The sequence below is a fragment of the Kiloniella spongiae genome (assembly GCF_001026905.1).
Classification (GTDB): domain Bacteria; phylum Pseudomonadota; class Alphaproteobacteria; order Kiloniellales; family Kiloniellaceae; genus Kiloniella; species Kiloniella spongiae.
The window spans coordinates 428,203-452,081 of the sequence record NZ_LAQL01000002.1; the positions used below are offsets into that span (position 1 = coordinate 428,203).

Below are 23,879 nucleotides of genomic sequence, written 5' to 3' on the forward strand. Positions count from 1 at the left end.
AAGATCAATTTTACTATGGCTTTCTTTTCACACAATCAAGTATGAAAATCCGACTTCCAGATTAAACATCCAAATAACGGGCCTTCAAATGCGCCTTGAACACCTGTGGATCAAGTGGATGTCCCGTAACGGTTGTCAGTAATTCATCTGTTGAAAGGAAAGATCCCCAAGCATGAACATTTTCATTCAGCCACCCCATAAGAGGTCCAAAGTTCCCTTGAGCTAAAGCAGATGGAATTTCAGGCACAGCCGCTTTAGCCGAAGCAAATAATTGAGCCGCAGCCATGGCACCCAAAGTATAGGTCGGGAAATATCCCCAAGCACCATCATACCAGTGAATATCCTGAAGGCAGCCAAGGGTATCATTTGGTGGACGTATGCCTAGTAAGTCCTCTAATCCGTCATTCCATGCGTGTGGCAAATCTTCAAGGCCCATAGATCCCTTGATGAGTTCTTTTTCCAGACGATACCGGAGAATAACATGAGCCGGATAGGTAACTTCATCAGCATCAACCCGAATAAAATCAGGCTTAACCTTATTATAAATGCGCTGCATGTTTTCAGGTGCCCAAGCAGTACCTTGCCCCCCAAAAGCGACTTTTGCTTTCTCAGCAACAAATGAAACAAACTCTTCACTTCGGCTGGCTTGCATTTCAATAATAAGTGACTGACTTTCATGCATTGTCATACCGCGCGCAGAGCCAACAGGCTGAAGACGCCAATCCTTTGGAAGGTTATGCTCATACATCGCATGTCCGGTTTCATGAAGAACGCCCATAAGCGATGTCATAAAATCGGCTTCGTCATACCGGGTTGTTATTCTAATATCATCAGGCACACCGCCACAGAATGGATGAAGACTGACATCAAGGCGACCATGGTTGAAATCAAAGCCCACAGCTTTGATCATTTCTCGTCCAAGAGCTTCTTGCGCTTTTAAAGAAAACGACCCATCGGGCATCACGGCTGCCGTTTCTGACGCCTGTTTTTCCAGCACTGCCTGTGTGAAGTCCGGCAGGAATGCGGCCAAATCATCAAAAATCGCATCGATGCGCATTGATTTACCACCGGGCTCGAAATGATCCAGCAAGGCATCATAGGTATCACATTCGAAAAGCTCGGCTTTGATCTTGGCTTCTTGCTGCGTGAGGTTAAGTACTTCTTTCATCGCAGGCAGAATTGAAGCGAAATCATTATTCGGGCGGGCTTCACGCCAGATCATCTCACAGCGTTTTCCCGCTTTGGTTTGTGCTTCAACAAAGTCACCATCAAGTGCCGTTGCATGTCGCCAGATCCGCTGCATCTCACGCAAGTTGGCCAACTGCCAGCTACCCAGATCTCCTTTATCCTCCAGTGCTTGCGCAAAAAGGTCTTCTACTTCCCTGCTGGTTAGAATTTCGTGTTGAACACCACTTAAAGCAGCAAGTTGTTCCATTCTGGCTTCGGCACCACCGGCTGGCATTACTGTCGACATATCCCAACCGAGAACACCACTGGCCTCACCGATGGCATTCATACGACGGAATTTTTTTTCAAGAGCAAGATAAGCTGACATTTCACATTCCCAATCAAGCAACAAAACATTCACGCGACGAGTGATCGTAGTTTATTCGTCTTCCAACTTCCCAACAGGGCGATAATGATAGATGAAATAAATCACGGCAAGGATCAAAGCCATTGCATACCAAGTAATGACATACTCCAGATGATTATTCACCAAGGCAATACGCGTTTGCCCCCCGAGCGGATAACCACCGGGATTAACCGCAGGTCCCGCATCAAGATAGATACTCATAACAGGATTAGACAGGCCGGTTTGCAGGCTCATTTCCTTGATATCGGTATAGAACCAAAAATTGTCTTCCGGGTCATTTACCGGGCGCACAAACTCATAGCCTTTCCATCCGTCGACCCTTAGAAGACCTTCAATTTTAACAACCCCTTCAACCTGACCTTCCGGGCGTTGAACCGGGTCTTTTAGTTCAGATGGCACAAAGCCGCGATTAATCAAAATCTGCCGACCATCCGTCAAGGTAAAGGGGGTAATAATCTGGATCCCCAACTGGCGATCCAATGACCGCGCCCCCATAATCAGTTCTTTATCGTGTAAGAACTCGCCCTCGACCCAGACATTGATAAACTCATCAGCCTGTGGGTCTGCAACTTCGTTGGGATAATTTTCTGCAAAAGAAATCGCAGACGCAGAGGCACGATCTGTACGCAACGCAATTTGCTCTTTTTTCCATTCCATTCTCGACAGTTGCCAGGTCCCCAAGGCAATCGCGATCAAAACAACGGGGATGCTAAACATTGTAGGCCAAAAAGTTGGCTGGAAACGGCGTTCTATGCCTTTAGTCATAATCGACAAATCCTGTGTCGCTTGCTTTATAATAATATTCGAGCGCCACCATAAGACCTTTGCACGACGAGAGCAAAACCATTGGTCTATAATTAATGAGAAAAAATCTGTTACTGAGAGATACACATAAGATAATTATCTCAGTCTTTTCCTCTGGTTTGCCCCGGCCGATTAAAACCTAGCCTTTCAAAAAACGTAAAAACAAAGAAGGCCGTGTCTTAACGGGTGAAATTTAAACTCCACTCTCGTATCAAACACGGCCTTCTTTTAAACCAAAACGGTATCAGGTTCCCCTGATTGAACAGGGTTTATTAGCCACCCCACCAGTAAACAGCCACAAACAGGAACAACCAAACAACGTCCACGAAGTGCCAGTACCAGGCCGCAGCCTCAAAGCCAACGTGGGCTTCAGGTGTGAAGTGACCTTTTTTTGTACGGATCAAGCATACAAAAAGGAAAATAGTACCAACGATAACGTGGAAACCGTGGAAGCCGGTCGCCATGTAAAAGGTAGAAGAATAGATGTTATCTGTGAAACCGAATGCAGCGTGGCTGTATTCGAAAGCCTGAAGTGCCGTAAAGATCACGCCAAGACCAACAGTAATCATCAAAGCATGCACAGCCTGCTTCTGTTGACTGTTCAGAATGGCATGATGCGCCCATGTCACGGAACAACCGGACAGCAGTAGGATCAGCGTGTTCAAGAACGGCAAATCAAATGCATCGAACGTGACAACATCAGCTGGCGGCCAAACACCCCCGATAACTTCGCTCGGATAGAAAGCCGCCGTGAAGTATGCCCAGAAAAATGCAACAAAGAACATTACTTCAGAAGCAATGAATAGCACCATGCCATATCGCAGACCAATACGAACCACAGGGGTATGAAGGTGACGAACATAAGCTTCGTTCACCACGTCACGCCACCAGCCATACGTACAAATAAGTACCGATGCGATACCCGCATAGAGAACTATGTTTGTATAGTCGTGCATCATCAGAACAAGACCTGTCGCCATCAAGCCGGCAGCAAAAGCTGTCAGCAAAGGCCAAGGGCTTGGATCAACCAAATGATACGGATGTTTTACTTCGTCGTGCCCTGCACTCATGATATCCCTCTTAACCAGACGCTGTTGCGTATTGTTAATTGACCTCTACAACCGGTTTGTTTCCGGTGTCATTACCCAAACCACCCATATCTATACTATCTTCGCCTTCTGTATCCCGAAAGAACGTATATGACAGAGTGATTGTTTTTACGTCACTGAGATTCGGATCATTCTCTATTTCCGGATCGACATAGAAAGTAACAGGCATGTCAACTTCTTGTCCCGGTAACAAAGTCTGTTCGGAAAAACAGAAACAATCTACTTTTACGAAATATTGACCGGCCTTCAGTGGTGTCACGTTGAAAGTGGCAACACCTTTGACCTTATCATCAGACGTATTTTTTGCGCGATAAAACGCAATTCCTTCTTCCCCGACTTTAAGATCAACTGCGCGTTGCGCAGGTTTAAAGTTCCAAGGTAGATCCCCGTTCACAGAGGAATCAAATCGAATGGTTACATCACGATCAGTCATAACCAGATCGTCTGTTGCTCCTGCTTCTGAAACCTGTGTCGTCCCTCCATAGCCAGTAACCTGGCAGAACAAGCGGTAAAGCGGCACCGACGCAAAAGCCAACGCCACCATTCCACATACGACACCGCCCAGAATGATTGCAACGCGTGCATTTTTACCACCGGCTACAGACATGCTATTTTAACCCCATCTTGACGATAGTTACGGCATACACAAGAGCAATAAACCCCAGGAGAACACCTAGGATAGCCCAATTACGGCGCTTTCGTTGTTTGTGGATTTCTTCTGAATTTTCCACAGTTTCATATTTTTCTGTTTTGCTTTCAGACATGTTAACCACCAATCAAACTCAAAATACCCGGCGTTCGATCAATAATAAGAACGGCAAAGAGAACAAAGAGATATAGAATAGAATAGAAGAACATCTTACGGGCATGACGATCTTCTTCGGAGCGTAATACCTTAATGTTCAGCCATAGGAAATACGAACTCGCGATCAGTGCGACAGCCCCGTACAAAAATCCGGCAACATTGAAATACACTGGCGCTAACACAATCGGGAAAAGCGCAATGGTATAAACCAGCATCTGCCACTTTGTATTTTCACGGCCAGAAACAACTGGAAGCATCGGAACTTTAGCAGCAGCGTAGTCGCCATCTTTATAGAGCGCCAAAGCCCAAAAATGAGGCGGGGTCCACATAAAGATAATCAGGAAAAGAACAATGGATTCAATGCTGACAGTTCCTGTTACAGCCGCCCAACCAATCATGGGAGGGAAAGCGCCCGCCGCACCACCGATGACAATATTTTGTGGTGTGCGTCGTTTCAGGAACATCGTATAAACAAAAACATAAAAACCGTTGGCTAAAGCCAGAAGTGCTGCTGCGGTCCAATTCACAGCCAACCCCATAATCATCACTGAAAACAGGCTAAGGATGACTCCAAAGCTCAAGGCAACGTCCGGCGCCATACGGCCAGCCGGGATCGGGCGTTTTTTTGTCCGTGTCATGATCGCGTCAATATCGCGGTCATACCACATGTTAATTGCTCCGGCGCCACCGGATGCAATTGCAATACAGAACAACGCAATAATCCCAAGGAAGGGATGAATCGCGCCCGGAGCAACCATCAAACCGGAGAACCCAGTAAAAACAACAAGATACATGACACCCGGCTTCATCAAAGCCCAGAAGTCAGCAACCTGCGCAACACCGCTCAAAGACGCAGTATCGGTTGTTGTTGTATTTTCCATAGATGTATCGGTCACAAATTTACTCCTGATTAAATCCGGCCATTATCATCGGATAACGCGATGAAATGGCCGGATTTATACATACTACCGTTATTTGATTTTTGGCAGTTCGTTAAAGCAGTGGAACGGTGGAGGAGAAGATACTGTCCACTCCAGTGTTGTAGCACTTTCGCCCCATGGATTAGCTTCAACTCGGCGACCGAATTTCATTGTCCATACAGTCATGACAACAAAGAAGATCGTCGCAGCAAAGGTAATATAAGCACCATATGAAGAAATCGCATTGAAGCCAGCATAGGCATCAGGATAATCAACGTAACGACGCGGCATTCCCTGTAGTCCTAAAAAGTGCTGAGGGAAGAAAATCATGTTCACCCCGACAAAAGTCAGGAAGAAATGCAGATAGCCTGACCATGCCGGATAATCGCGACCGGACATTTTACCCATCCAGTAATACATGCCAGCGATAATTCCGAAAACGGCACCAAGACTTAGAACATAATGGAAATGCGCAACGACATAATAGGTGTCATGCATTGCCAGATCCATACCAGAATTGGCAAGAACAACCCCGGTCACACCACCAACAGTAAAGAGGAAGATGAAACCAAGCGCCCAGACCATTGGCACAGAAAAGCGAAGTGAACCACCCCACATTGTGGCAATCCAAGAGAAGATTTTAATCCCGGTTGGCACAGCAATAACCAGCGTCGCCGTCGTAAAGTAAGCACGTGTATTCACGTCCAGACCAACAGTGTACATGTGGTGCGCCCAAACAACGAAGCCAACGAAGCCAATCGCACACATCGCATAGGCCATACCGAGATAGCCAAACACAGGTTTACGACTGAAAGTCGAAATGATGTGAGAAATAATACCAAATCCAGGCAGGATCATGATGTACACTTCGGGGTGACCAAAGAACCAGAACAAGTGCTGATATAGGATCGGGTCGCCACCTTTAGCCGGATCAAAGAAAGATGTTCCGAAGTTACGATCTGTCAGTAGCATGGTGATCGCGCCACCAAGAACAGGTACAGCCAATAGTAACAAGAAAGCAGTAACAAGCATGGACCATACAAAAAGAGGCATTTTATGCAGGGTCATGCCCGGTGCACGCATGTTAAAGATTGTTGTAATAAAGTTCACAGCACCAAGGATGGAGGACGCCCCCGCCAAGTGAAGTGCAAAGATCGCCATATCAACCGACGGTCCCGACTGCCCAAAGGATGAGAGCGGCGGATACACCGTCCACCCGGTACCGGCACCTTCACCAACCAGCGCAGAACCGAGCAACAGAAGGAAAGCAGGAACTATCAACCAGAATGAAATGTTGTTCATACGCGGGAAAGCCATATCCGGCGCACCGATCATCAAAGGAACAAAGTAGTTCCCGAAACCACCGATCATCGCGGGCATAACCACAAAGAACACCATGATGAAACCATGCGCCGTTACGACAACATTCCACCATTGACCATTTGGTTCACCATCAGTCAAAAAGTATTGTACGCCTGGTTCTTGGAGTTCCAAACGCATGTAAACGGAAAATGCGCCACCAATCAAAGCAGCAATTACTGAAAAGACCAGATACAAAATACCGATGTCTTTATGGTTGGTCGAACAGAACCAACGGGTAAAGAATCCCGGCATGTGATCATGGTCTTGATGGGCTTCAGCAGCAGTACCCATATCTCATATCCTCATTTCGTTTCTTTAAGCGCTTCTCTTGGCGCTATAACCGATTAAACGGCGAAATCCAGTTCAGTTTCTCAGTTAAGCTGAGCAACCTGTACGGAACGATTATCTTCAATCGCAGCAAATTCGTCCTTGGCAAATTCAACCCATTTGGCGAACTCTTCCTTGGAAACAGCCTTGATCATGATCGGCATATAGGAATGGCCCGTACCACAAATCTCAGAACATTGACCGTAGTAAGTCCCTTCTGCAGTAACTTCGAACCAGGTTTCATTGATACGACCTGGTACACCATCAAGCTTCAAGCCCATAGATGGCATTGCAAAAGAGTGGATAACGTCATCGCCAGTCACCAAAAGACGAATTTTGGTATTAACTGGAACAACAATCGCATTATCTGTAGCCAGCAAACGTGGTTCGCCAGGCTCTAGCTCGTCTTCTGACTTCATATAAGCATCAAAGGTAAAGTCACCTTGATCTGGATACTCATAAGACCAGTACCACTGTTTTCCGATCGCTTTGATCGTCATTTCGGTATCAGGATTACTATCCGCCGCATATAGGATCTTGAACGAAGGTATCGCGATAATCACCAAAATGATCACCGGTACAGCAGTCCAGATAATCTCAAGAAGCGTATTATGGCTTGTCTTGGATGGGACCGGGTTCCGTTTCTCTGAGAAACGGAACATCACATAAAGCATCAGAACCAAAACAACGACACAAACTGCAACGATGATATAAAGCAGTAGTTCGTGGAATTCTTCCAACGCAACAGCTGTCGGAGAAGCGGCATCTTGCAGACCAAGGCCCCACTCAGTTGGCTGAGAGGCGTGGCCAGTAGCAGCCAAACCGCCGAAAAGTGCAACAGCACTAATTAGATAGGCAATCCGTTTCAGAAACGTCATGTACTCAACATCCTGTTTTTTTTATTTCAACTTTTGTTCCTGAATTGATCAGGATCAAAGTATCTTCCCGATTCCAAGACTAATATCCAGAATGGATAATTCTGACACTAGCCGGACTCCAAAGTTATTCTGGCGCAACCTACCCTATTGAAACCCGAGAGGACAAGCCCCAGATACAGAAGAATTGCGCATATTAGACGCTTTAAGCTACCAAAAGATAAACATTAAGCGAACTATACCCTTTCCTGAGGGGTTCGTCCTCGGGTTGCGACCTTATGACGCAGCATGCAATTTGTCGCACAAATTGGGGCTTTTACGCTTTTTTCTTACCGCTAATCCTGACTTTCCCGCTCAACTATTCTGCGAACACGGCGCACACCCAACCACAAAGCAGCAACCACAAACGGGATAGATACAGCAGCGACAACCGATGCGTTTATATCGACTCCGCTTGTCTTTATTCCCTTTGCCAAATAGTAAATCAAACTAACGACATAGTAGCTGATTGCTGCCACAGAAAGACCTTCAACGGTCTCTTGCAATCGAAGCTGTATGCTTGCTCTTTTATCCATAGATTTCAGAAGTGCAGAGTTCTGTTCTTCCAGCTGAATATCAACACGTGTTCTTAACAACTGTCCAGCACGCGCGACTCTTTTGGACAAGGTGTCTAAGCGCAAGGCCATGGCTTCACAAGTTCGCATTGCCGGCGTCAAACGTCGATCCAGGAAACTTTCCATGCGTTGAAAACCGTCCATGTTTCCTTCTTTCAACTTCAAAATGCGTTGCTTAACCAACTCATGGTAAGCTTTTGAAGCAGAAAATCGATAGTTCGTCGCCGCAGCAGCCTGTTCAATTTCCGCGGATAACTCGGTCAACTCACTCAACAGTTCTTTTTCATTATCCACATCACGACGATCCGTCATCCGCGTTGTAATGTCCTTGAGTACACGCCCCGCTTTCGCTAGGCGATCCCCATATTGTTGAGCCAAAGGAAGCGAGAGGAGAGCCATCATTCTATAGGTATCAATTTCAAGCAATCGCTGAACCGCACGTCCTATTTGCCTTGGTTTCAGGCCATAATCCTTGATGAGAATTCGACCATACCCATCCTCATTGATGCTGAAATCCATCCAGACGGCAGCAAGTCCGCCTCTTAGAGTACAAGCAGATAAATTTCCTATTGGAAAGAAAGCAACCTGTTCCTGCATCGTGCGTTCCGGCGCATCGTGCCCTTCAAGTTCAAGATGGACTCCGACCAATCGGTGACCAGGCACAGCATTGAGCCAATCCACCGGAACCAGTTCTATAGCGGTTTTAGAAAAAGGCTCATGATTCATCTGCTTGGCTTGAACAACAGTCGACGCCGTATCATATTCCTTACGATCCGGGTCTTTTCTGTTGCGGAAAAAAGTATAGGTGGAAAATTCTGTATGCCGTTCCCAAACCACATAAAAATGCCCTAGGTCGGCCATAAAGTGCTTCGTGCCCGGTGCTGGTGCTGCCACGTTAAAGCGCTGGCACAGCAATCCAACGTGGGCTCTTTCATCTTCTGCTTTGTCTTCTCCTGATAACATTCCTATGTGTGTAATAGTTTCCGGGCCAGTAAGCTGGGTAAATGGCCTTGCATGTAACTCGTTACAGAGCTCAACCCGCAAGGGATGATCGCGCAACATTTTTGTTCCTTATATCGACCTTAGTTCTGTATTTTTACAGAGTTCGTTTTGTCCGCTTTCTTGCTTTGAAGCGTTTTTTGTCTTTTGACGAAGTGGAGTGTGGCAAGATTCTCTTTAATTTGGAAGCCAAGATCATTGGCCTTCTCACTTTGAGCACCTATATTGTCTTCAAAGGTATATTTAAGGAATCCATTTATGAGCTACATTGCCACAACCGACGATCTTTTTTTCAACCGTACCAATTTGGATCAAAAGCGGCTGGAGAGTATTGTCAATAATGCACTAACGGGTGCCGACGATGGCGAGCTCTATCTTGAATACCGCCAATCCGAAGGTATGGTTTTCGACGACGGACGCCTGAAAAACGCCAGCTTTGATACCTCCCAAGGATTTGGATTGCGTGCGATAGCAGGTGAAAGCGCTGGTTACGCTCATGCCAGCGATCTAAGCGAAGAAGCAATCCAGCGCGCCGTTAATACAGTCCAAGCAGTACACAGTGGACATTCAGGCACGATGGCTGGCTCACCTCAGGGCACAAATTCCGCGCTCTATACAGAAGACAACCCGCTATCTGCCTGTGCCTTTGAAACCAAGATCAAGGTACTCAGCGACATCGATGCCTATGCCCGCGCAAAAGATTCGCGCGTGGTTCAAGTCAGTGCGTCTATTTCTGGCGAATGGCAGGCTGTTCAGATTATTCGCGCAGACGCACATAAAGTTGCTGATATCCGCCCCTTGGTACGCCTGAACATTTCTGTCACCGTTGCACAGGGCGATAAAATGGAAAGCGGATCTTATGGCGGTGGCGGCCGCTTTGTTTACGACAGCTTGCTTGATCCAGTCTATTGGCAAAAAGGAACTGACGAAGCTATCCGTCGGGCACTGGTCAATCTTGATGCTGTTCCAGCACCTGCAGGTGAAATGCAGGTTATCCTTGGACCTGGATGGCCCGGAATTCTGCTTCACGAGGCTGTCGGTCATGGTTTGGAGGGTGATTTCAACCGCAAGAAAACCTCTACCTTTAGTGATCGCATCGGAGAACGCGTTGCCTCCAAGGGCGTTACCGTTGTTGATGATGGAACCATCGCGGATCGACGAGGATCAATTTCGGTTGACGATGAAGGCACACCGTCTCAGTGCACCCCCCTGATCGAAGACGGCATTCTTGTCGGCTATATGCAAGATCGTCAAAATGCCAGACTGATGGGTGAAAATTCAACAGGCAATGGTCGTCGGCAAAGCTATGCCCACATTCCGATGCCACGCATGACAAATACAGTCATGCTAAACGGCGAGCACGACCCCCAGGAAATGCTTAAATCTGTAAAGAATGGCATTTATGCCGTGAATTTTGGTGGCGGCCAGGTTGATATCACATCCGGCAAATTCGTTTTTGCCTGCACCGAAGCCTACAAAGTAAAAGATGGTATTGTCGGCGAAGCCGTAAAAGGCGCGACCTTGATCGGAAATGGTCCTGATGCCATGCAAAAAATTTCTATGGTCGGAAACGATATGGAAATGGATGACGGCGTCGGTACCTGCGGTAAAAACGGCCAGGGCGTTCCTGTTGGCGTTGGGCAACCAACACTTCTTATCGACGGCATTACGGTTGGTGGAACGGCGTAAACTAGAAAAAAATACGCCGAGTTGTAAATTAACACTTCCTTAATGCAATCTGAAGTAGTATTTTACTTACAACCTCCTATCGACCCTTGTATCGATATCTTTACGCCCCGGTTTTTACCGGGGCTTTTTTTTTAACCATTTTCTACCAAAAAGCTGACGCCCCTCGAAAAAGAGGCGTCAGCTTTTAAATACAAATCTGGTAAAGCGCTTAAGAACCGTACTTAATAAGCATATTCAACAAAGGCAGGATCAACCGATTCATTCCAGCGCTCATAATAAGCTTTAAGCTTTTCTTCAGCAGGTGTAACACCACTTTCCGCTGTCTCCATCAAGGTGTTCAGGAAATGCACTTCATCACGTCCCTGCACATCAGTCCGACCTCTATTCTCCAGACCACTTGCCGCAATTTTCACAACTTCCCGTGCTAAATCCTGCAACTTCTGGCCACGAATTACAGCAGACAACCCCTTTGCAGGAACTTCAGCCCTAAGAAGTTGACGCTCTTCATCAGTCCAATCCTTCACGAGATCCCACGCTGCATCCAACGCCGACTGATCATAAAGCAGGCCAACCCACAAAGCTGGTAGAGCGCACAGAGATTTCCATGGACCGCCATCAGCGCCACGCATTTCCAGAAATTTTTTCATCCGGACTTCGGGGAAAGCCGTGGTGATATGATCATCCCAGTCTTTTATCGTAGGTAGCTCACCCGGTAGTATTTTCAATTTTCCCTGCATGAAATCACGAAATGATCCACCACTGGCATCCAAGTATTTACCATCGCGATAAACAAAGTACATCGGCACATCAAGAGCATAATCAACATAGCGTTCAAAGTTCATACCATCCTCAAAAACAAAAGAAAGCATGCCACAACGATCAGGATCAGTATCGGTCCAAAGGTGACTTCTATAGCTCAAAAATCCGTTAGGTTTACCATAACTAAAGGGGGAGTTCGCAAAAAGAGCTGTTGCAATAGGCTGCAACGCCAAGCTGGTTCGGAACTTGTGGATCATGTCCTGCTCGCTGGAAAAATCCAGATTAACCTGAACAGTACAACTCAATGTCATCATATCCAGGCCAAGATTACCGCGCTTTGGCATATACTCGCGCATAATCTTGTATCGCCCTTTAGGCATCCAGTTAACGCCCTCTTGTCCCCACTTGGGATTAAACCCCATACCTAACATGTGGATACCAAGAGGTTCGGTAATTTCTTTTACCTGATGCAAGTGCGCGTGCACTTCACGACAGGTATCATGCACAGTCTCCAAAGGTGCACCGGAAAGTTCCAGCTGTCCGCCAGGCTCCAATGTGACAGAAGCACCGCTATCCGTAAGCGCAATGATGTTGTCGCCTTCGTATCCAGGAGTCCATCCAAAACGATTGGCGAGACCTTCAAGAATCATCTTGATTGACTTTTCACCGTCATACTTAAGGGATTTAAAACTTTCATCGCAAAAGGCGAACTTCTCGTGTTCAGTCCCAATACGCCATTGGTCTTTTGGTTTGTTGCCACTTTCCAGATAGGAAATCAGTTGGGCTTTATCCGTAATTACGGTTGATGAGGAAGAAGCGTCGGACATGTTTTACATTCCATAATATCGGTCATAGTTTACAAAAATAAACTCAAAATCATCTGGGTTCAGATAACTTTGGTTCAGGCAACCGTGACCGGTGTTGTACCTTTTGGTGGGCGCATACCCCCATCTCCTAATATCGCCTGCCAGCAAGACAGGGCTGCAACAGCAGCAGTATCAGCCCGAAGGACTCTCGGACCAAGACCTATTGGTGTCACATAAGGAAGGCGACGAAGAGCTTCAAGTTCTTCTTCAGCAAAACCGCCTTCCGGACCGATTAAAACTGCCCAAGGGCGTTGACCGGCATCTGGCTCCTTAACCAGTATTTCTGTTAACGTTTCTGCAATCGGCCTTGCATCACCAAATTCTGCACAAACGATTAAACGCCTGTCATCAGGCCATTTATCAATAAGCTTGTCCAATGCTACGGCATCATCGACTTCCGTTACCGACAAGCGCTCGCATTGTTCAGCAGACTCTTTTGCATGTGCCGCAAGCCGATCTCTATTAATGCGCTTAACATCAGTATAACGGGTAAAGACAGGCAAGATACGCGAACATCCAAGCTCCCCAGCCTTCTCGGCAAGGAAATCAATTCTTGAACGTTTGATCGGCGCAAAAACCAGCCAGATATCAGGCTCTGGCGCAGGTTTTCGACGCTGTTCTTGAATCTGTAAAGAACACCATCCTTTACCTAATCCTTCGATCACACCCAACCATTCACCGTCCTTTTCATTAAAAAGGCCGATTCGTGCTCCTGTGTTAAGTCGCAAGACAGAGCGCAGGTAATGCGCACCAGCGGCATCCAGACCGACAGTTGCCCCTTGGCTCAAGCTATCCTTGACATAGAGTCTGGTTACGACACGTTCCATCTCTCGAACCTACCTTCACAAAGCAGTACTTCAGGTGTATCACTCATAATTAAACAAGTAGATAACACCCCCTAAAGAGATAATACAACGCCGATATGACCAATAATGCCAGTGACATCGCGAATGATCACATAATCATCAGAATTTCCCCCGCATGGATACGGCCATACCTGCGCTTGGCAAGACTGGATCGCCCAATTGGAACCTGGCTGTTACTCTTTCCCTGTTGGTGGTCCATGTTATTGGCAAGCAGTGCGCCGGGCTATCAAATTGGCAGCCCCTTCGCACCTGTTTATTTCCTGGCTCTCTTTGCTATTGGCGCCCTCGCCATGAGAGGTGCCGGTTGTACGATCAATGATATGGCAGATAGAGAGTACGACAAAAAAGTAGCCCGCACGGCCACTCGCCCTCTAGCCAGTGGCGAAGTATCCATGAAACAGGCGATGGCTTTCCTCGCCGTTCAACTTGCTATTGGTTTGGCAGTAGTCTCACAGTTCAACAGCTACACTATTATTCTGGCTTCATCCGCTATACTTCTGGTGATCTGTTATCCCTTTATGAAGCGTATAACCTATTGGCCACAGGCATGGCTTGGCTTAACCTTTAATTGGGGCGCTCTGGTTGGGTGGGCTGCAATACGAGGTGACCTTAGCCTCCCTCCCCTGCTGATTTATATCGGTGGAATTGCGTGGACACTTGGATATGACACAATCTATGCTCATCAGGACAAAGAAGATGATGCACTCGTTGGCGTAAAATCAACTGCATTGAAGCTCGGCGACAAAACAAAACACTGGTTGGTTTTCTTTTACGGCATTTGCTCTCTTTGTTTTGCCGCAGCTGGTTGGATTATGGACTTGCAATGGCCTTTTTGGCTTGGCATTGCAGCCATGACTTTTCATTTTTTCTGGCAAGTAACCACGGTTCGTATTGATGATCCCGTAGATTGCTTGAACAAATTTAAATCAAACCGAAACATCGGCTGGATCTTCCTCGCTGGGATCTATCTCGCAGCCACGATTAAATAAATTTCGTATTAAATGACGCCGATATCCGACCCAAAAAATTTTATTGTCCAAAATACCAGACCAGCAGGCACACCGCTTCTTGGGAATAAGATTGAACTTTATCTTGCCAGTAAAGATCTACCGCTGTGGCAACTGGGCGAGGAAGAGCTCGACAATCTACAACTGCCTACACCATTCTGGGCCTTTGCCTGGGCTGGCGGACAAGCCCTTGCACAATACATTCTTGATAATCCGAATATCGTCCACGGCAAAAACGTTCTCGACTTCGCCTGCGGATGCGGCATAGAAGCAATTGCCGCAAAAATGGCCGGGGCAAAGACTGTCCTTGCAGCTGATATAGATCCCTTTGCCATCGCCGCTACAGAACTGAATGCTGAGCTCAATAAAATAACACTCGCAACCACGACAGAAAATTTGGTGGGAAAAGACAACCAAGGCTGGGATGTCATTCTGGCTGGTGACGTTTGTTATGAAGGACCGATGGCCAAAGAAATTACATCCTGGCTATGGCAACTTTCCACCGTAGGCACAATCGTTCTTATGGGAGATCCGGGCAGAACGTATCTTCCTAAATCCGGTTTAAGAAAATTAATCGCCTATAGTGTGCAGACTTCATCTGCTTTAGAGGATACAGATGTCAGAAATGCCTGTGTTTGGAAATTCACAGAGAATTAACAGGCGGGCCTAATATCGTTACACTTTTTCTTATTGCGGTTTCGTATCATAATAAGGCGCTATCTAACCCCCAATGAAATTAGATTAAGATTACATCTTAATTTTTGACGATAACGTCTGATAAGTACGCTTAAAACTGGACCTTAATGAAAGAGCACGCTAAAGCTCTCTTGCTACATTGAACCAACTGTTGACCTGATGAACGAGTACTTACAAAAACAAGAAAAACCATTTGTCTTGCTGGATGACACTCTCTCTGGCAAAGGTTCAATCTTGTTCATTAATCCCGGTAAAATTATTACCTGCGATAGTCCAGAAAAACTGGCTACGACTTTCTCTTTGATGGAAAAGGAAAAGCAAACCGGGAAACATCTGGCTGGTTTCTTATCTTATGAACTCGGTTATCTTCTCGAAGACAAGCTATCTTCTTTACTACCATCCGATACGGATCGTAATGTTCCTCTGCTATGGTTCGGATCCTTTGAGAAAGCCATCACTCTTAGTCCGGCAGAAGCCCACAAATTCCTAGCAAAACAGCGTTCTGGGGATTACAGCCTTACGAACCTGAAACCTTCGATGGATGAGCAAAGCTATTGTACTGCTATTCATAAGGTTCAGGACTACATTGCAGCCGGAGATACTTATCAGGTCAACTACACCTTCAAGCATCATTTTGATATCTCAGGAGATCCAATCGCCCTGTTCCAAGAGCTAAGGCAGCGTCAAAATGTAAGCAATGGTGCCTATATCGAAACGGGACACCACACAATCCTCTCCCTATCGCCGGAAATATTCCTATCAACGCAGGGTATTGAAGCACGAACACGACCAATGAAGGGAACCGTTCAGCGCGGCAAAAACCCTAAAGAAGATAACGAAAATAAGGTCTGGCTAACCAAAGACGAAAAATCACGTGCTGAAAACCTGATGATCGTTGATCTCCTTCGAAACGACATGGGACGTGTATGCGAGGTCGGCTCGGTTAAGGTTACGGAACTCTTTACCGTAGAAACCTATCGTTCTCTACACCAAATGACCTCAAATATAATTGGGAAGCTTCGCCCCGAGATAAGCCCCGTTGACCTTATCAAACAGCTTTTCCCCTGCGGCTCAATTACTGGTGCTCCTAAAGTACGCACAATGGAAATTATTTCCGAATTGGAAGAACAACCCCGTGGTGTCTATACTGGCAGTATTGGGCACATAGCCCCCAATGGTGACACCAGATTTAATGTCGCTATCCGTACCCTGATGATGGACAAAAACGGCAAAGGTGAAATGGGTATCGGCAGTGGCATTGTGTACGATTCCAGCCCCGAAGCCGAATATCAGGAATGCCTCCTTAAAGGGCAGTTCCTGTCAGGTAACCTGGCCGGGTACGCAAAACCGCTTTTTGATCTGATTGAAACGCTCCGTTGGGAAGAAGGCACAGGGTATTTCCTGCTCGAAGAACATCTGGAACGCTTGGAAAATTCGGCAGGCTTCTTCGCTTACCCTTTCGAACGGGAAAATGTGTGTTCAGCCCTGCAAAGTATAGAGCTTAAAAACACACAACGCGTTAGGCTTTTACTCCATAAAGATGGATCAACAACCATCACAACCACACCCATGGAGCAGCCTGATCCACAAAAAGCCATAAGCTTCTCTGTTTCAGATAAAATTGTCGATAGCAGCGATATTTTCTTTTATCACAAGACAACGCGTCGAAAGTTCTACGAAGACGAACTTGCCGAACAAAGTAAGTCCACGGGTTGCGCAGAAGTTTTATTTACCAACGAACATGGTGAAATTACCGAAGGCGCCCGGACGAACATCTTTATTGAAATTGATGGCAAACTCTTTACCCCCCAAATATCCAGTGGCGTATTGAACGGCACCTTCAGAACACATCTACTTAAAACAGGCTACAAAGGCCTCACAGAAAAAGTTCTGACCCTTGATGATCTCCATAACGCAGATGCAGTCTTCTTTGGTAATTCCATTCGCAATTTAATGCCAGCCAAACTCATTTCGTAAAGAACGTGATAAAAAGGGAGCTAAAAAAGCTCCCTTCATCTTTAGATCGAATAACCCACAAGCAAGAACTGTTTGTTAGCTTATGCAACCAGTTTCTGAACATATCCAGGCAGGGCAAAAGCAGCCCGATGGATCTCAGGTGTATAGTACTTCGTTTCAATAGCAGCAGCCTTATAACGCGCTTCTAATTGATCCAAAGGAATATCCTTCAGTCCCTTCTGATCGGTGCCCCACCCAAAAGCCATCGGGCCACCAACATATGTTGGCACTGTGGCCAGATAACATGTCGCTTCAGCAAAAATAGGCTTAAAGAAACTCAATGTGGATTTCAGCTCATCAGCCTGCAAGAAAGGAACTCCGTTCTGAGTAACGAGAATACCGCCCTCTTCAAGGCATGATTTACAATCCGTGTAAAAGTTATCTGTAAAGAGAACTTCACCCGGGCCAATCGGGTCTGTCGAATCAACGATGATAAGATCATATTTCTCCGAACATTCCTTCATAAAGAGGCAACCATCTTTGATCACAAGGTCTAATCGCGGATCTTCAAATGCATTGCCACAAATCATGGGAAGGTGCTTTTTACTGAGTTCAATAACAGTGCGGTCAAGCTCGACCATCGTTACCTTCTCAACAGTTGGATGCTTAAGCACCTCTTCAAGCATGCCCCCGTCACCGCCGCCAACAATCAGAACCTTTTTAACGGCTCCGTGGGCAAAGATCGGAAGATGAGCAAGCATTTCATGATAAATGAATTCATCCCGTTCGGTAATTTGAGTTACGCCGTCCAAGGCCATAACCCGACCATAGATCTCGTTTACATAGATAACGAGATTCTGATGCTCTGTTTTATTATCGAAAAGAACTTCTTTGACACGAAAACGAGAATGAATGTCTGCGTGCAGTTCTTCTGTCACCCAGCTTTTCATTCCACGCTCTTTCCATCAATCTCTTTGCCTCGTCGAATCTCGTCAACGAGTACCTCGTCTGGCCCAAAAGCTTCTTTCAGAACATCAATTGAATTATGAGGTTCTGAATCACCACACATAAACACATCCAATGCCGCATAGCCTTTTTCAGGCCAGGTATGAATAGAAATATGTGATTCAGCCAAAACCGCGACACCAGAAACGCCGCCGTTAGGGGTAAAGTGATGTAAATGTATGTGTAAAAGTGTCGCTTTGGACCTTTTAACACATTCGATAAGGGTATTTTCGACAAACTTTAAATCATCTAACCGGCTAGCCCCTTTGAGATCAATGATCAAATGAGTACCGGCAAACCTCTCACCGTCACGCTCAATGAAGAAATCCTTTGGTTCTTCATCCAAGCCAACGACATTCGAAGCTTCGACATTTTTAGTTTCAATACCAGTCCGACAAGCGGATCCGTTTTCTTCCGTTTGGGTGGTGCTTGAACCTTGATTCAAGTCCATCCCCAATTGGAAGAGGGCGTGTGCAGTAGACACTTAGCGTCCTCCCCAACCAGTAGATGACTTTGGCTCAATCGCGATTTAATGCCGAATGCAAAAAACCCCTGTAAAGCCACGATGTTGCGCGGTCTTAAAGAACCTAGTTTTCAAATGCAAGGAAAAAACTCACCTGCAATAAATACGTGTATTAAGAGGATATACTATAGGAAGGATGGAAAACATCCAATGATTGTTTTCTGACCGCTTTCACAACTTGCTTTCGATATTGAGATGATTCAATGGATTTCAAGATCGCTTTATCCAGATTGCCAGCGTCACCATACTCTTTATGAACCAACCGAAGAACCTCTTCCTGTCCAAGTGAATTATAACAACGGTTTTTTGCTGGCAATGCCCTTAGGGCGAGTGGTTCCCCCTGAACATTCAAAGCCCCAAACGAACTTCTATAAACCGCAAGATTATGAGCATCCGTTGGTAGATCAAAGCCTTCAGCTGACTCCCATTGGCAGCGAATATGCCCATAGGAATAGTTACCACCCGGTAACTCTGTGTCATCCATACGACGCAACTGCTCACCCGTTAACCACGTCAAAAAAACCTGAACACTGGTTCCGGGGCAGTACACTAACTCAGCAGCAATCGACCCATAACGCGCAACATGCGCGGAATAAACCACATCATGGTCATGCAACCAAATTGCCGTTAAGGGAATCGAATCCTGCCCGGAAGAATGCCCGACAAACTTTCTGGCAAGTTGTTCCGGCGCACGGTTAGAACCATGCGCAATAACAGCTTTCCTCTCAGAAAGATCAATCCCATATTTCGTGACTTTGGAAAAGTGCTCGCTTCGTCCATCTATAAATAGATACGACGTTTCAGGGGCAGTAAAGGGATACCCTTTTGCCAAGCGAAGCCTATCACTCTGGTCACGAGGAAGTTCCCAGGGCATAAGATACGTTATTTAGTCAGTACAGGGCGGCGGAGCGTCTTTATCGACTCTCTCAATCCGAAAACGAGTTGTGCACTCATCGACCGTTAGCCACGCTCTGCGTGACCACTCTTTTTTTGCGGATTCATAATCTGCAAACGGGCCGATCCACTCTTCGTCCCCCCCAACGGCTTCGCAGAAAGAAGTATCTGCATATTCGCCGCCTACCACAAAAAACTGTTGTGCCATTACTGTTACTCTATACTAATCGCCGAAATTGTCTCGGTACATACGCACTTCTGGGTACTATAGGCCCCTTAACAAAAGAGTAATAGAAAAAAATTCAGAAAATTCTATAAAAAAACAAATGATCTCATCTCAAGAGAGTATCAGTGGTCGAAATCCCTGAAAAAGATAGGGATAATGTGATGAGACCATCTCTAATTTTATACCATTTTAAAAATTTTAATTTTGCGTAGCTAGGGTATACTCCTCGCCTAGGTTGTATAAATTTAAAAAATTCATTCAAGGGGTTAACATGCTTTCGGCTTTTTCCATTTTTGCCATCGCGGTCGTTGTACTTGCAGTTATACTTGTTCTTATGGGGGTAAAGTCCGTACCCCAGGGAACAGAATACACGATTGAAAGGTTTGGTAGATATACCAAAACCCTTAGCCCCGGCCTGAACCTGATCGTTCCGATCGTTGACCGTGTTGGCGCTGAACTCAATATGATGGAAACCGTTATGGATGTTCCATCTCAAGAGGTTATTACAAAAGATAACGCCTCGGTTCAGGTTGATGGTGTTGTTTTTTACCAGATTCTTGATGCTGCGATGGCGGCATACGAAGTCAGAAATTTGGAACGTGCAATATTGAACCTGACGATGACAAATATTCGTACGGTTATGGGGTCGATGGATTTGGATTCACTATTATCCCAGCGCGATAAAATCAACGCCGAACTGATCACCGTGGTTGATGAAGCAACCGCACCTTGGGGTGTGAAAGTCACACGTATTGATATCAAGGACATCACGCCACCTGCCGACTTGGTTGAGTCCATGGCCCGTCAGATGAAAGCAGAGCGAGACAAACGCGCCAATATCCTAGAAGCGGAAGGTATTCGTCAGGCACAAATTCTTCGCGCAGAAGGTCTTAAACAATCTGCAATCTTAGAAGCAGAAGGACGTAAAGAATCTGCCTTCCGTGATGCTGAAGCCCGTGAGCGTGAAGCAGAAGCAGAAGCAAAAGCTGCTGAATCAGTATCCAAAGCGATTGCCGAAGGTGACATTCAGGCCATCAATTACTTTATTGCCCAAAAATATGTCGAAGCATTTGGCAAATTTGCAGATTCTCCAAACCAGAAAACCATGATCCTGCCGATGGAAGCCACAGGTATCCTCGGTTCTATCGCAGGTGTTGCTGAATTGGCAAAGTCGGCTCTTGGTGACGACAGCACGACATCATCCAAATCACCTTGGGCCACAGACAACAAAGACGGAGCATAAATCAGATGGTCGATCTATCCGGCGTCGAATTTTGGTACTGGTGGGTTTTTGCCCTGTTCTTATTGGCCGTAGAAGTTTTTGCCCCTGGGGCAATTGCCTTGTGGATGGGAATTTCGGCTGGGATCGTTGGTGGCCTACTATACATTTTCCCGGATTTACTCTGGGAAAAGCAGATTATTATCTTCGCGGTTCTTTCCGTTGTTTCAGTCGCTGTTTGGCGTATCTATGCACGCAAGCACCCGCCTGCGACTGATAATCCCAACCTGAACAAACGCGGTTCTGATCTGGTTGGGTATAGCTTCACTCTTACCGCCAACCTCAAGAACGGTATGGGCCGGGAAACCATCAATGGTGTTCTTTGGAAAATCAAAGGTAGGGATTTACCTGAGGGTACGAAGGTGAGTATAACCAGCGTTGAAGGCACAGCCTTGATCGTTGAACCAGAAGAAGCATGATTTCATATAATGCCATACGCCTCGTTACGGGATTTTATCTCTCACCTTGAAAATCAAGGTCGCTTAGTCAGAGTCTCACATCCGGTCTCTCCTAAATTGGAAATGACCGAGATACAAACAAGGTTGCTGGCAGAAGAAGGACCTGCCGTCCTTTTTGAGAACGTCGTGCACCAGGACGGAACGCCCTATGGCATGCCCGTCCTGGTCAATCTTTTTGGAACAGTTGAACGTGTCGCCCTTGGTATGGAACGGACGCCCGAACAATTAAGAGAAGTGGGCGAAACTCTTGCTTTTCTCCGCCAACCGGAACCTCCCGGAAGTTTGAAAGAAGCCTGGAGCAATTTGCCGCTTCTTAAAACAGTGATGGCAATGAAACCCAAAAGTGTTTCGTCCGCCCCTTGTCAGGAAGTTGTCTTGACTGGCAATGACATTGATCTTGCAAAACTGCCAATCCAGACCTGCTGGCCCGGAGAACCCGCCCCGCTCATTACCTGGCCACTTGTCGTGACCAAAGGCCCCGGAGACGAGAAAACAGATGTCTATAATCTTGGCATCTACAGAATGCAGGTTCTGGGCAAAGACAAGACACTTATGCGCTGGCTCAAGCATAGAGGCGGGGCACAGCACTACGCCCGATGGAAGAACCAAAAGCCTGACCCTTTGCCAGCTGCGGTCGTTCTCGGTTCTGACCCCGGCACAATCATTGCTGCGGTGACACCAGTGCCAGATACGCTTTCAGAGTATCAATTCGCTGGCCTTCTACGTGGAAAAAAAGTTGAGCTTGTTGATTGTAAAACAGTTCCTCTCAAGGTTCCTGCAAATGCAGAAATCATTCTGGAAGGTTTTGTCAGTCTCGATGAATATGGTAATGAAGGCCCATACGGTGATCACACAGGGTACTACAATTCTGTAGAACCATTCCCGGTCTTCACTGTTACCGCCATCACTATGCGGAAAAATCCGATTTATCTCTCGACCTTTACGGGACGCCCACCGGATGAGCCATCTGTTTTAGGTGAAGCCCTGAACGAAGTTTTCATCCCGCTCATTCAACAACAGTTCCCTGAAATTACCGATTTCTGGCTCCCGCCCGAAGGATGTAGCTATCGGATTGCAGTTGTATCCATGAAGAAGGCATACCCAGGACATGCCAAGCGTGTCATGCTGGGCGTATGGTCATACTTGCGCCAGTTCATGTACACAAAATGGGTTATTGTCGTAGATGACGACATTAATGCGCGCGATTGGAAAGATGTGATGTGGGCCGTATCAACTAAGATGGACCCCGCTCGGGACATTACCGTGATCGAAGGAACGCCAATCGACTATCTCGACTTTGCCTCACCTGAAAGCGGTTTGGGATCCAAAATTGGTCTGGATGCAACGGACAAATGGGAACCAGAAACCAAGCGTGAGTGGGGGGAAGAGATTAGAATGGACCAAGAAGTGATCGATAAGGTCGATGATATCTGGACTGATCTAGGGCTTCCCGGTTCCGGCAAAGCCATCTGGAAAAAATAACGTACTGAAAGAAAATTAAGTGTTTGATCCGCAGAAACTGAAATCTGTTAAAAATTTCGAAATCTATCAGTACTGGAATCAGCAAAAGGGCGACAAGTTAATGCCTGCAAGGGCTGACCTCGATCCAGCAGACCTCAGCCATCTGTTACCAAACATCTTAATTCATGAGGTTCAGGCAGAGCCTTTGGACTTTAGATACAGATTGGTTGGCTCAGAAATCGTACGTCATATAAGCCAGAACCCGACGGGAACCTGGATGTCACAAATACCGCATCAAAAGAAGCCCAGCAAACTTTGGAGCTTTCTCGAAGATGCTGTCACCAACAAACACCCCGTTATCGCCAACCCACCATACCTTGGGCAGTATAAAGAATTTAAATTCATCGAAGATATTATTCTGCCACTGTCTGCAGATGGTAAAAACGTCAATATGCTTTTCATCGGCGTTGATTTTCTGAAAGACCACAGCAAGTTACACTGACCAGCTTATTTCGAATTCTTCACTTGACCCCGGATAAAATGCAACGCATCTTAATGCCTATGACAAAAAGCGGAAAAATTCTGAGCCTACTAGAGCGACTTATTAACCCGGCCTCCTGAATGAGAGAGCCGGGGTTTATGCTATTCGCAGCTCGGAATTAACTGGAACCGCAAGATGTTTACTTCATCAAAAAATATGACAGGGCGCCCCAATATGGCCCCGACAAATTTTACAGCAAGACAGCCCCAACGGAAGCAGTTCGAGCGCGTTTTCTGCAGCTCAC

Annotated in this window: 23 protein-coding genes; 8 read left to right on the plus strand and 15 right to left on the minus strand. The window is 46.4% G+C overall.

The window, feature by feature from the left end:
• Window positions 1-61: 61 nt before the first annotated feature.
• The 9 genes from WH96_RS01995 to WH96_RS02030 all read right to left on the minus strand — a co-directional run bounded on the left by WH96_RS01995 (window position 62) and on the right by WH96_RS02030 (window position 9,472).
• Complete coding sequence (locus WH96_RS01995) at window positions 62-1,555, minus strand: carboxypeptidase M32 (RefSeq protein WP_047762434.1); 1,494 nt, start codon at window positions 1,553-1,555, stop codon at window positions 62-64.
• Between the two features lie 51 nt (window positions 1,556-1,606).
• Window positions 1,607-2,359, minus strand: coding sequence for an SURF1 family protein (locus tag WH96_RS02000; RefSeq protein WP_053005564.1), 753 nt, complete (start codon window positions 2,357-2,359; stop codon window positions 1,607-1,609).
• Between the two features lie 311 nt (window positions 2,360-2,670).
• Window positions 2,671-3,468 carry a cytochrome c oxidase subunit 3 gene (locus tag WH96_RS02005; protein WP_047762435.1) on the minus strand — a complete coding sequence of 266 codons (798 nt, stop codon included), beginning with the start codon at window positions 3,466-3,468 and terminating at the stop codon, window positions 2,671-2,673.
• A gap of 34 nt (window positions 3,469-3,502) precedes the next feature.
• Window positions 3,503-4,114, minus strand: a complete 612-nt coding sequence (locus tag WH96_RS02010) for a cytochrome c oxidase assembly protein (RefSeq protein WP_047762436.1) — start codon at window positions 4,112-4,114, stop codon at window positions 3,503-3,505.
• Window position 4,115: 1 nt separating this feature from the next.
• Window positions 4,116-4,271, minus strand: a complete 156-nt coding sequence (locus WH96_RS22280) for a hypothetical protein (RefSeq protein WP_204248096.1) — start codon at window positions 4,269-4,271, stop codon at window positions 4,116-4,118.
• A 1-nt stretch (window position 4,272) separates the two neighbouring features.
• Window positions 4,273-5,193 (minus strand): heme o synthase, encoded by a 921-nt coding sequence (gene cyoE, locus WH96_RS02015; protein ID WP_047762794.1) that lies wholly within the window; start codon window positions 5,191-5,193, stop codon window positions 4,273-4,275.
• A 90-nt stretch (window positions 5,194-5,283) separates the two neighbouring features.
• Window positions 5,284-6,885: a cytochrome c oxidase subunit I gene (ctaD, locus tag WH96_RS02020; protein ID WP_047762437.1), complete on the minus strand. Its 1,602-nt coding sequence runs from the start codon at window positions 6,883-6,885 to the stop codon at window positions 5,284-5,286.
• An 80-nt stretch (window positions 6,886-6,965) separates the two neighbouring features.
• A complete protein-coding gene (gene coxB, locus WH96_RS02025; RefSeq protein ID WP_047762438.1) occupies window positions 6,966-7,799 on the minus strand; it encodes a cytochrome c oxidase subunit II in 834 nt (277 codons plus the stop codon).
• A gap of 332 nt (window positions 7,800-8,131) precedes the next feature.
• Window positions 8,132-9,472: a DUF3422 family protein gene (locus WH96_RS02030; protein ID WP_047762439.1), complete on the minus strand. Its 1,341-nt coding sequence runs from the start codon at window positions 9,470-9,472 to the stop codon at window positions 8,132-8,134.
• Window positions 9,473-9,667: 195 nt separating this feature from the next.
• Here WH96_RS02030 and tldD point away from each other — a divergent pair, with 195 nt between their 5' ends.
• Complete coding sequence (gene tldD / locus WH96_RS02035; protein ID WP_047762440.1) at window positions 9,668-11,098, plus strand: metalloprotease TldD; 1,431 nt, start codon at window positions 9,668-9,670, stop codon at window positions 11,096-11,098.
• Between the two features lie 221 nt (window positions 11,099-11,319).
• On the opposite strand, the gene WH96_RS02040 is transcribed toward tldD, so the two are convergent.
• Both WH96_RS02040 and WH96_RS02045 read right to left on the minus strand, forming a co-directional pair.
• On the minus strand, window positions 11,320-12,684 hold the full coding sequence (locus tag WH96_RS02040) for a glutamate--cysteine ligase (RefSeq protein WP_047762441.1): 1,365 nt from the start codon (window positions 12,682-12,684) through the stop codon (window positions 11,320-11,322).
• Between the two features lie 74 nt (window positions 12,685-12,758).
• Window positions 12,759-13,550: a 16S rRNA (uracil(1498)-N(3))-methyltransferase gene (locus tag WH96_RS02045; RefSeq protein WP_047762442.1), complete on the minus strand. Its 792-nt coding sequence runs from the start codon at window positions 13,548-13,550 to the stop codon at window positions 12,759-12,761.
• A 95-nt stretch (window positions 13,551-13,645) separates the two neighbouring features.
• On the opposite strand from WH96_RS02045, the gene ubiA reads away from it, so the two are divergent.
• The 3 genes from ubiA to pabB all read left to right on the plus strand — a co-directional run bounded on the left by ubiA (window position 13,646) and on the right by pabB (window position 17,269).
• On the plus strand, window positions 13,646-14,578 hold the full coding sequence (gene ubiA / locus WH96_RS02050; protein ID WP_047762443.1) for a 4-hydroxybenzoate octaprenyltransferase: 933 nt from the start codon (window positions 13,646-13,648) through the stop codon (window positions 14,576-14,578).
• A gap of 12 nt (window positions 14,579-14,590) precedes the next feature.
• Window positions 14,591-15,253, plus strand: a complete 663-nt coding sequence (locus WH96_RS02055) for a class I SAM-dependent methyltransferase (RefSeq protein ID WP_047762444.1) — start codon at window positions 14,591-14,593, stop codon at window positions 15,251-15,253.
• A 198-nt stretch (window positions 15,254-15,451) separates the two neighbouring features.
• Window positions 15,452-17,269, plus strand: a complete 1,818-nt coding sequence (gene pabB / locus WH96_RS02060) for an aminodeoxychorismate synthase component I (RefSeq protein WP_047762445.1) — start codon at window positions 15,452-15,454, stop codon at window positions 17,267-17,269.
• 80 nt (window positions 17,270-17,349) lie between these two features.
• On the opposite strand, the gene speE is transcribed toward pabB, so the two are convergent.
• The 4 genes from speE to WH96_RS22735 all read right to left on the minus strand — a co-directional run bounded on the left by speE (window position 17,350) and on the right by WH96_RS22735 (window position 19,878).
• Window positions 17,350-18,198, minus strand: a complete 849-nt coding sequence (speE, locus tag WH96_RS02065; protein ID WP_047762446.1) for a polyamine aminopropyltransferase — start codon at window positions 18,196-18,198, stop codon at window positions 17,350-17,352.
• Window positions 18,195-18,737, minus strand: a complete 543-nt coding sequence (gene speD, locus WH96_RS02070) for an adenosylmethionine decarboxylase (RefSeq protein ID WP_245629398.1) — start codon at window positions 18,735-18,737, stop codon at window positions 18,195-18,197. The genes speE and speD overlap by 4 nt, the downstream gene beginning before the upstream one ends.
• A 151-nt stretch (window positions 18,738-18,888) precedes the next feature.
• Window positions 18,889-19,650, minus strand: a complete 762-nt coding sequence (locus tag WH96_RS21020; RefSeq protein WP_053005567.1) for a hypothetical protein — start codon at window positions 19,648-19,650, stop codon at window positions 18,889-18,891.
• 12 nt (window positions 19,651-19,662) lie between these two features.
• Window positions 19,663-19,878, minus strand: a complete 216-nt coding sequence (locus tag WH96_RS22735; protein ID WP_046503793.1) for a DUF4170 domain-containing protein — start codon at window positions 19,876-19,878, stop codon at window positions 19,663-19,665.
• A gap of 289 nt (window positions 19,879-20,167) precedes the next feature.
• On the opposite strand from WH96_RS22735, the gene WH96_RS02085 reads away from it, so the two are divergent.
• The 4 genes from WH96_RS02085 to WH96_RS02100 are packed head-to-tail and all read left to right on the plus strand — an operon-like array spanning window position 20,168 to window position 23,596.
• A complete protein-coding gene (locus WH96_RS02085) occupies window positions 20,168-21,139 on the plus strand; it encodes an SPFH domain-containing protein (RefSeq protein WP_047762447.1) in 972 nt (323 codons plus the stop codon).
• 5 nt (window positions 21,140-21,144) lie between these two features.
• A complete protein-coding gene (locus WH96_RS02090) occupies window positions 21,145-21,594 on the plus strand; it encodes an NfeD family protein (protein ID WP_047762448.1) in 450 nt (149 codons plus the stop codon).
• Between the two features lie 9 nt (window positions 21,595-21,603).
• Window positions 21,604-23,115: a UbiD family decarboxylase gene (locus tag WH96_RS02095; RefSeq protein WP_047762449.1), complete on the plus strand. Its 1,512-nt coding sequence runs from the start codon at window positions 21,604-21,606 to the stop codon at window positions 23,113-23,115.
• A 19-nt stretch (window positions 23,116-23,134) separates the two neighbouring features.
• Window positions 23,135-23,596 (plus strand): PAS domain-containing protein, encoded by a 462-nt coding sequence (locus tag WH96_RS02100; protein ID WP_047762450.1) that lies wholly within the window; start codon window positions 23,135-23,137, stop codon window positions 23,594-23,596.
• Window positions 23,597-23,879: the final 283 nt, after the last annotated feature.

Excerpts from the sequence above, each read along its gene's own strand:
- WH96_RS02095 (WP_047762449.1), top strand. The coding sequence starts at position 21,604 with ATGCCATACGCCTCGTTACGGGATTTTATCTCTCACCTTGAAAATCAA.
- WH96_RS02010 (WP_047762436.1), bottom strand. The coding sequence starts at position 4,114 with ATGTCTGTAGCCGGTGGTAAAAATGCACGCGTTGCAATCATTCTGGGC.
- WH96_RS02055 (WP_047762444.1), top strand. The coding sequence starts at position 14,591 with ATGACGCCGATATCCGACCCAAAAAATTTTATTGTCCAAAATACCAGA.
- WH96_RS01995 (WP_047762434.1), bottom strand. The coding sequence starts at position 1,555 with ATGTCAGCTTATCTTGCTCTTGAAAAAAAATTCCGTCGTATGAATGCC.
- WH96_RS02085 (WP_047762447.1), top strand. The coding sequence starts at position 20,168 with ATGCTTTCGGCTTTTTCCATTTTTGCCATCGCGGTCGTTGTACTTGCA.
- tldD (WP_047762440.1), top strand. The coding sequence starts at position 9,668 with ATGAGCTACATTGCCACAACCGACGATCTTTTTTTCAACCGTACCAAT.
- WH96_RS02005 (WP_047762435.1), bottom strand. The coding sequence starts at position 3,468 with ATGAGTGCAGGGCACGACGAAGTAAAACATCCGTATCATTTGGTTGAT.
- WH96_RS02090 (WP_047762448.1), top strand. The coding sequence starts at position 21,145 with ATGGTCGATCTATCCGGCGTCGAATTTTGGTACTGGTGGGTTTTTGCC.
- WH96_RS02045 (WP_047762442.1), bottom strand. The coding sequence starts at position 13,550 with ATGGAACGTGTCGTAACCAGACTCTATGTCAAGGATAGCTTGAGCCAA.
- pabB (WP_047762445.1), top strand. The coding sequence starts at position 15,452 with ATGAACGAGTACTTACAAAAACAAGAAAAACCATTTGTCTTGCTGGAT.
- WH96_RS22735 (WP_046503793.1), bottom strand. The coding sequence starts at position 19,878 with ATGGCACAACAGTTTTTTGTGGTAGGCGGCGAATATGCAGATACTTCT.
- WH96_RS02000 (WP_053005564.1), bottom strand. The coding sequence starts at position 2,359 with ATGACTAAAGGCATAGAACGCCGTTTCCAGCCAACTTTTTGGCCTACA.
- WH96_RS02040 (WP_047762441.1), bottom strand. The coding sequence starts at position 12,684 with ATGTCCGACGCTTCTTCCTCATCAACCGTAATTACGGATAAAGCCCAA.
- cyoE (WP_047762794.1), bottom strand. The coding sequence starts at position 5,193 with ATGGAAAATACAACAACAACCGATACTGCGTCTTTGAGCGGTGTTGCG.
- WH96_RS21020 (WP_053005567.1), bottom strand. The coding sequence starts at position 19,650 with ATGCCCTGGGAACTTCCTCGTGACCAGAGTGATAGGCTTCGCTTGGCA.
- WH96_RS22280 (WP_204248096.1), bottom strand. The coding sequence starts at position 4,271 with ATGTCTGAAAGCAAAACAGAAAAATATGAAACTGTGGAAAATTCAGAA.
- speE (WP_047762446.1), bottom strand. The coding sequence starts at position 18,198 with ATGAAAAGCTGGGTGACAGAAGAACTGCACGCAGACATTCATTCTCGT.
- WH96_RS02030 (WP_047762439.1), bottom strand. The coding sequence starts at position 9,472 with ATGTTGCGCGATCATCCCTTGCGGGTTGAGCTCTGTAACGAGTTACAT.
- coxB (WP_047762438.1), bottom strand. The coding sequence starts at position 7,799 with ATGACGTTTCTGAAACGGATTGCCTATCTAATTAGTGCTGTTGCACTT.
- ubiA (WP_047762443.1), top strand. The coding sequence starts at position 13,646 with ATGACCAATAATGCCAGTGACATCGCGAATGATCACATAATCATCAGA.
- ctaD (WP_047762437.1), bottom strand. The coding sequence starts at position 6,885 with ATGGGTACTGCTGCTGAAGCCCATCAAGACCATGATCACATGCCGGGA.